At 69.9% G+C, this 6,555-nt stretch carries 5 protein-coding genes; 2 read left to right on the top strand and 3 right to left on the bottom strand.

Annotated elements, in window-relative coordinates; all coding sequences use genetic code 11:
- The 3 genes from FNH05_RS28720 to FNH05_RS28730 form a co-directional block, all read right to left on the bottom strand.
- Positions 1-288, bottom strand: a 288-nt coding sequence (locus tag FNH05_RS28720) for a response regulator (RefSeq protein WP_144591978.1), incomplete at its 3' end; no start/stop codon positions are given.
- Entirely contained in the window at positions 285-1,523 is a 1,239-nt protein-coding gene (locus FNH05_RS28725; RefSeq protein WP_144591979.1) for a sensor histidine kinase, read from the bottom strand. The genes FNH05_RS28725 and FNH05_RS28720, both read right to left, overlap by 4 nt.
- 36 nt (positions 1,524-1,559) lie before the next feature.
- Positions 1,560-1,985 (bottom strand): hypothetical protein, encoded by a 426-nt coding sequence (locus FNH05_RS28730; protein WP_144591980.1) that lies wholly within the window; start codon positions 1,983-1,985, stop codon positions 1,560-1,562.
- 479 nt (positions 1,986-2,464) lie between these two features.
- Here FNH05_RS28730 and FNH05_RS28735 point away from each other — a divergent pair, with 479 nt between their 5' ends.
- Both FNH05_RS28735 and FNH05_RS28740 read left to right on the top strand, forming a co-directional pair.
- Positions 2,465-3,961 carry a phospholipase D-like domain-containing protein gene (locus tag FNH05_RS28735; RefSeq protein ID WP_144591981.1) on the top strand — a complete coding sequence of 499 codons (1,497 nt, stop codon included), beginning with the start codon at positions 2,465-2,467 and terminating at the stop codon, positions 3,959-3,961.
- 216 nt (positions 3,962-4,177) lie between these two features.
- Positions 4,178-6,535, top strand: coding sequence for an alkaline phosphatase family protein (locus FNH05_RS28740; protein ID WP_144591982.1), 2,358 nt, complete (start codon positions 4,178-4,180; stop codon positions 6,533-6,535).
- Positions 6,536-6,555: the final 20 nt, after the last annotated feature.

Here is a 6,555-nt window from a genome sequence, read left to right on the forward strand (position 1 = left end):
GGCCTCGATCGCGGGCAGCACGTAACCGTCGGTGTCGTAGGTGGTCAGGACCAGTATCCGGGCGTCGTTGCCCCGCCGGGCGAGCTCGCCGATCGCGGCCACCCCGTCCATTCCCGGCATGCGCAGGTCCATCAGGATCACGTCCGGCCGCAGGGCGTGGGCGAGCCGGACGGCTTCGGCGCCGTCGGCGGCTTCGCCCAGCACCTCGAACTCGGGGTCGGCCGCGAACATGCCGCTCAGCCCGTCCCGGACCACCGGGTGGTCGTCGGCGATCAGCAGCCTGATCACGCCGGCACCTCCTTGGCGAGCGGGACGCGGGCGGAGACCGCCGTGCCCGCTCCCGGTTCCGATTCGATCCGCACCGTCCCGGACAGCCCGTCGATCCGCTGCCGCATCGCGAGCAGGCCGAAACCGGCGGCGGGCACCGCCGGGTCGAAGCCCCGGCCGTCGTCCCGCACGTCCAGCGCCACCTCACTATCCAAAAAGGACAACGTGACACCCACGCGGCTCGCCTCCGCATGCCGGGCCACGTTGGCCAGCGCCTCCTGCGCGGCGCGCAGCAGCGCGTCCTCCGTCGCGGGGGGTATCGGCCGCACGGTGCCGGTCGTACCGGCCTCGGCCGCGATCCCGTGCCGTGCCGACCAGTTCCGTACGACGGCGGCCAGCGCTTCGCCCAGCCCCGCCTGGCTGAGCGGCTCGGGGCGCAGGGCGTGCACCGAGCGCCGCGCTTCGACGAGGCTTTCCCTGGCCAGCTTCGTCGCGGCCTCGAGGTGCCTGCGTCCTTCCGCCCGGTGGGGACCGGCCTGTTCGGCGGCCTGCAATTGCGTGATGATGCCGGTGAGGCCCTGGGCGAGGGTGTCGTGGATTTCCCGCGCCATCCGTTGCCGCTCGTCGAGCACACCCGCCTCCCTCGCCTGGGCCAGCAGCCGCTGGTGCAGGGCCGCGTTCTCGGCCAGCGAGACCTCCAGCCTGCGGTTGGCCTCGCGCACCTCGGCCAGTGCCCGGTCACGCTGATCGCTCCACTGCGTGCTCCGCCACGCGAACCAGGCGAAACCGCACATGGGCAGCGCGTTGACGGCGAGGATGCCGCCGTAGCCGAGCAGCCCGGCGGCGGTGGTCTTGTCCACCGCGGCCGCCTGCGCGGTGCCCGCGACGACCGCCACGGCGGCCACCCCGGCCAGCCGCCACGGCCAGTGCAGGACCCGGAACGCGTAGAGGTAGGCGGCGGGGGCGAAACAGCCGAACCACGGGGCCCGCACCACCAGCACCGCGGTGATGCCGATCAGCACGGTGAAGAACGTGGCCATCACCGCCGGGCGGTCCCGCCATGCCGGGTGCAGCGTGAACATCCACAGCATCCACGCGGCCGCCAGCCCGCACAGGGCGAGATCACCGGCCGGGGAGGCGCCCTGCGCGCGCTTCATCACGACGGTGAACGCGGCCAGGACCGCCAGCAGCAGGTACGGCCCGATGGTGACCACCGGATACCATCGCCGCTCCGGGTCGGGCTGAGAAGCACTCATCGATGGTTCACCTCCCCTCAGGCAATCTAGCCCGGATCACCGGGCGAAGACCGCGCGAAGGCGCTTTCCGTTGACGAGGGTGACGACCCCGATCAGCACGAGGCCGCACACGCCCTGCTCGATCTTCATCCACACCGGGAAGGGACCGGGCACGGCGACGATCACGGCGATGGCCAGCACCATGACCGCGGAGACGATCCGCAGCCGCAGGTACGCGCCGCGGGAGCCGCGGGCCGCGCGCAGGGCGAAGGCCGACGTGAGCAGGGAGCTCGCGACCACGATGGTGGCCCGGGTCCAGACGGCGTCGTTCACCACGGAGGCGTGGTCGCGCAGCACCACGATGACGACCAGCGTGAGCACGCTGAGCGCGACGTAGGTGCCGACGAGGAGTTTGACGGCGCGGAACGCACTCTGCGCGCCGGGATGGCCGAAGTTCGTTTCGCCGGGCCGGGCGGTGTTCATGGCTTCCCCCAAGGGGTCGGTGGGTCGTGGTGGCTTCAGCGTCCCGCCCCGGGCGCCGCGTGCGCATGAACCGCACGGTCCCCTTCGGCGATCGCGCGGCTGATTCCCGAGTCAACCGATCGGTGGAGAGCGGTCCGCCTACGGCGGCTGCCGTAGGCGGGCGTTGACACCTACCGGGTCCCCCGTAGCGCAGGAGCGACCGGCCCCATCGACGAGCGGCGGGAGGGCGCGCCGCCACGGGACGAACCGCGGGAACCCCACGGTCGCGGTCCGGGCTGGTGAAGACCCCTTCGGTCTGACCGGCTCTCTCCGTCCACAGTAGAGGCTCCGAAGTGGCCGAATTCGCCCGTCTTGCCGGAAAAATCCCCATGGTGCGGCGACTGTTCACCAACACTCCATACGTTGGTGTGTTCTTTTCCGCGGTGGTTCTTCGCGACGATCAGGGCCCAGCTCTTTCGACCACTTCGCCAGGAGCCTGAATGAGCACCGTTCCCCGCCGTCTCCGGATCGCCCTCGCCGCCTGCGCGGCGGCGGCCGCCGGGCTGGTCGCGCCCGCGACCGCCCACGCCGCCGGCGTCTACACCCTGCTGACCCTCCCCGATCAGGGAGAAAGCGCTATCTACAATTTCATCAACTCGGCCACCAAGTCCCTCGACATGACGATGTACGAGTTGCGGGACACCACCGTGACCACCGACCTGGTCAACCGGCAGAAGGCCGGGGTGAAGGTCCGCGTGATCCTCGACGCGCAGCACACCTCGGTCAACGGTGCGGCCTACAGCGCGCTGCAGGCGGGCGGGGTGTCCGTCGAGTACTCTTCGTCCGCCTTCACCTACACCCACCAGAAGACGATCACCGTCGACGGTGCCGAGTCCTACATCAGCACCGGGAACCTGGACTCGACCTACTATTCGACCTCCCGCGACTACGGGGTCTTCGACACCGACTCGAACGATGTCGCGGCGATCGAGGCGGTGTTCAACGCGGACTTCGCGCAGACTTCGATCACGCCTTCGGACGGGGACGACCTGGTCTGGTCGCCCACCGATTCGCAGACGCAGCTGCTGAACCTGATCAACGGCGCGCAGCACAGCCTGGACGTGGAAGAGGAGGAGTTCGGCGACACCGCCCTCGTCAACGCGATCGTCGCCGACGCGCAGCGCGGGGTCGCCGTCCGCGTGGTCGCCGAGAACCGGAACTCTTCCTACACCACGCAGATCAACCAGGTCGTCGCGGCGGGCGGCCAGGTCAAGACCTACACCTCCAGCACGGGTTACTACATCCATGCCAAGGCGATCGTGGCCGACTACGGCACCTCGACCGCGAAGGTGTTCCAGGGCTCGGAGAACTTCTCCGACAATTCGCTCAACCACAACCGGGAACTGGGCCTGATCGTCAGCGACGCCGGGGTGCTCAGCGGCATCGAGTCCGCGTTCAACGCCGACTTCGGCTCGGCCGGCAGTGGCGGCACCGGGGGCGGCACCGGCGGTGGCAGCGGATGCACCGCCGCGCAGTTGCTCGGAAACGCCGGTTTCGAGACCGGCAGCGCTTCGCCGTGGTCGGCCTCGTCCAGTCTGGTCAGCAACAGCAGTTCCGAGCCCCCGCACGGCGGCTCGTGGGACGCGTGGCTGGACGGCTACGGCACCACCCACACCGACACGCTGGCCCAGCCGGTCACGCTGCCCAGCGGCTGCACGACCTACCAGTTCGGGTTCTGGCTGCACGTCGACACGGCCGAAACCAGTACGACCACGGCCTATGACACGCTGACCGTGCAGGTGCTCGACGGCTCCGGCACGGTCCTCGCCACCCTGGCCTCCTACTCCAACCTCGACGCCGCCAGTGGCTACACCCAGCACACCTTCGACCTCTCGGCCTACGCGGGGCAGAGCGTCACGCTGAAGTTCACCGGCAGCGAGGACTACACCAAGCAGACCTCGTTCGTTCTCGACGACACCGCCGTCGACGTCGCCTGAGATCGCGGGCTTCCGCCGCACCCCGGCGGAAGCCCGTTTTCCCTGCCGCCGAACGGCGCAGTGACGGCGGCCGAACAGGTGCTCCAGACCATTGAGGACGCCGCTTCCGTTATCGGGAAGTCACCCGGAAGCCTTCTGGTATCCCCGCCCGCGGGTTAGCGTCACATCCATCGGTGTCGTGATCTTTTGCCAGAGAATGTTCCCAAGGGGTTGACCATGGAAGTGAAGTCGGGAAGACGGCTCCGCCGCACGGCCGCGCTGGCCGCCACCGCGGCGGTGGTCGTGGCGGGTGCCGTCACCGGTTCCGCCGGTGCGTCGGCGGTGAGCCCGGCATCGTCGCCGGGCACCTGCCGGCTGGGCAACGGCGTGCAGCACGTGATCAGCATCGTCTTCGACAATGTCCATTTCTTCCGGGACAACCCGAATGTCCCGTCCGATCTGGAGCGCATGCCGCATCTGCTGGACTTCCTGAAGTCCAACGGGACCGTTTTGTCCAATGTGCACACGCCGATGATCGCCCACACGGCCGACGACAGCCTCACCCTCTACACCGGCCTCTACGGCGATCGCCACGGCCAGCCGGTGTCGAACTCGTATCGCACGTACAACCCCGACGGCACCACCGATCCCGCCGGATCCTTCGCGTACTGGACCGACCCGGTCTACGACACCGCGGCGACTCCCGCGTCCGGTCACGACACAACGCCCACCATGGCCTATTCGGACGGAAACGGGCGCAAGCCCGGCGAAGGCGGCAGGCAGACGCCGGCCCCCTGGGTTCCGTTCACCCGCGCGGGCTGCTCGGTCGGCGACTTCTCCACGGCGAACATGGTGCTGGAGAACACCAAGCTGGACCTGCCCACCGTGTTCGGCGCGAACTCCCCCGAAGTGGCCCAGTACACCGCGGATTCCTCGCCCTACAAGAACGCGGAGACCGCGGACTACGTGGGTGTCGCCGTGCACTGTGCGCTGGGGGACACCGTCTGCTCCGGTGCCACGGCCGTGAAGTACGGGCAGTCCGCCCCGTCGCCGAGCGCCGTCGCCGACGCGCTGCCGACCGAACCCGGCGGGTACACCGGTTATCAGGCGTTGTTCGGGGCCAAGTACGTCGCGCCGCGGATCGGGGCGGGCACCCCGTCGCTGACGCGCAACGGCTACCCGGTCACCGACGCCGCGGGTGAGCTCACCGACCTCGACGGGACGGCGATCACCAATGGCAACACGGGTAAACCGGGCTTCCCGGGTTTCAACCCGACCGCCTCCCAGTCGCTGGCCTACCTCGCCACCCTGCAGGAAAGCGGGATCCCGGTCACCTACGGCTACATTTCGGACCTGCACGAGCGCAAGCCCGGCACCTCCGGCTGCACCACCGAAAGCGCCGTGGCCACCGGATACGCCCTGGCGCCCGGTGACAGCTGCTACGCCACCAATGCCAAGGCCTACGACGACGCGTTCGCGAAGTTCTTCGACCGCCTCGCCAAGGACGGCATCACGCCGAAGAACACGGTGTTCCTGATCAGCTCGGAGGAGAACGACCAGTTCGCCGGGGCCAACGTGGGACGGGCGGTCCAGCCCACGCCCGCCGGCTGCGACGGCGTCGCCACTCCGTGCCACTACGCCACCGGCCAGGTCGGCGAGCTGGCCGCGAACATCAACGGCCTGCTGGCGGGATCGGCGAGCAGCGGCACCAGGTTCGACCTCGAGCCGCAGGGCGCCTCGATCTACGTGCCGGGGCGGCCCAGGGCGGACGACCCCGCGGTGCGCCAGCTGGAACGCGACACCGCGGCGATGACCGCCGACGACCCGTACCGGGGCGTCGCGGGGGAGAAGGTCGTCGACTACCAGGCGGGCGCGGTGGAGCAGCGGATCCTGCACATGTCCAGCGCCGATCCGCTGCGCACGCCCACCTACACGTTGTTCCCGAAACCGGACTTCTACTTTTCGACCTCGGGCCCGAACGTGAGCGTGCTCGGCCGGTACGCGTGGAACCACGGGTACTACACGCCGAACATCGACATCACCTGGGCGGGCATCGTGGGCCCCGGGGTGGCGGCGCGGGGCGTCGACGGCCCGGACCCCGCCGGGGGCAACGAAGCCCACGACCCGAACTCGACGCGCACGGTGCCCGAGGCGAGCACCGTGGGCACCTGGGTGGAGGAAACCGACCTGCGCCCGACCCTGCTGCACCTGACGCGGCTGAGCGACGACTACCAGACCGACGGGCGGGTGATCAGCCAGGTGCTGGCCTCGCCGTCGCCGTCGCTGAAGGCGACCGAACGGCTGGCCGCGGTGTACCAGCAGCTGAACTCCAGCGTCGGCGCGTTCGCCACCGACACCCTGATCGCCGACACCGCCGCACTGGCGGGCGGGTCGGCCGGTGACGATCGGGCCTACCAGCGGGAGCAGCATCGCCTCACCAGGCTGGCGGAGGAACGGGACGAACTCGCCGCCGTACTCAAGGAACAGCTGTCCCGGGCGGCCGCCGGGCAGGCGCCGGGCTTCGGCGTGCTGCGCTCGGAACAGGCGCGTGCCGAGGCACTGCTGCGCCAGGCGCGCGAGCTGTCCGCTCGCTGAGTGGGAAAACGGTGCGGCGG

The organism is Amycolatopsis rhizosphaerae, from assembly GCF_007713715.1.
Lineage (GTDB): Bacteria > Actinomycetota > Actinomycetes > Mycobacteriales > Pseudonocardiaceae > Amycolatopsis_E > Amycolatopsis_E rhizosphaerae.

Bases quoted from the DNA above. Each gene is read 5' to 3' on its own strand.
- FNH05_RS28725 (WP_144591979.1), bottom strand. From the start codon at position 1,523: ATGAGTGCTTCTCAGCCCGACCCGGAGCGGCGATGGTATCCGGTGGTC.
- FNH05_RS28730 (WP_144591980.1), bottom strand. From the start codon at position 1,985: ATGAACACCGCCCGGCCCGGCGAAACGAACTTCGGCCATCCCGGCGCG.
- FNH05_RS28735 (WP_144591981.1), top strand. From the start codon at position 2,465: ATGAGCACCGTTCCCCGCCGTCTCCGGATCGCCCTCGCCGCCTGCGCG.
- FNH05_RS28740 (WP_144591982.1), top strand. From the start codon at position 4,178: ATGGAAGTGAAGTCGGGAAGACGGCTCCGCCGCACGGCCGCGCTGGCC.